The organism is Gemella sp. GH3 (assembly GCF_013415425.1).
Lineage (GTDB): Bacteria > Bacillota > Bacilli > Staphylococcales > Gemellaceae > Gemelliphila.
In genome coordinates this window covers 1-536 of sequence record NZ_JACBYC010000177.1, presented here as the reverse complement: position 1 = coordinate 536, position 536 = coordinate 1, and the positions used below count along the sequence as shown (strand labels likewise).

Genomic DNA, 536 nt, shown 5'->3' with positions numbered 1-536 from the left:
ATCGGCAAGTGAATCAGCATCGACAAGTGCATCAGTAAGTGCAAGTACATCGGCGAGCGAATCAGCATCAATGAGTGCATCAGAAAGTGCAAGCACATCAGCAAGCGAATCAGCATCAACGAGTGCGTCAGTAAGTGCAAGTACATCAGCAAGTGAATCAGCATCAATGAGTGCGTCAGAATCTGCAAGTGAGTCGGTATCAACAAGTGCGTCAGTAAGTGCAAGTACATCGGCGAGCGAATCAGCATCAACGAGTGCATCAGTAAGTGCAAGCACATCAGCGTCAGAATCTTCAAGTAATTCAGCAAGAGAATCAGAATCAGAAGAGAATAGCCAATCAGCAAGTAACTCAGATTCAGCTTCTATTAGTGCTTCGGAATCAGCGTCAACAAGTGCATCAGAAAGTGCCAGCACATCGGCAAGCGAATCAGCATCAATGAGTGCATCAGTAAGTGCAAGTACATCAGCGAGTGAATCAGCATCAACAAGTGCATCAGTAAGTGCAAGCACATCAGCAAGTGAATCAGCATCAACGA

Annotated in this window: 1 pseudogene; it reads right to left on the bottom strand. The window is 45.7% G+C overall.

Annotation, left to right across the window (positions count from 1 at the left end):
- Positions 1-536: pseudogene (locus HZY83_RS06715) on the bottom strand (MSCRAMM family adhesin SdrC); the annotation flags it as partial.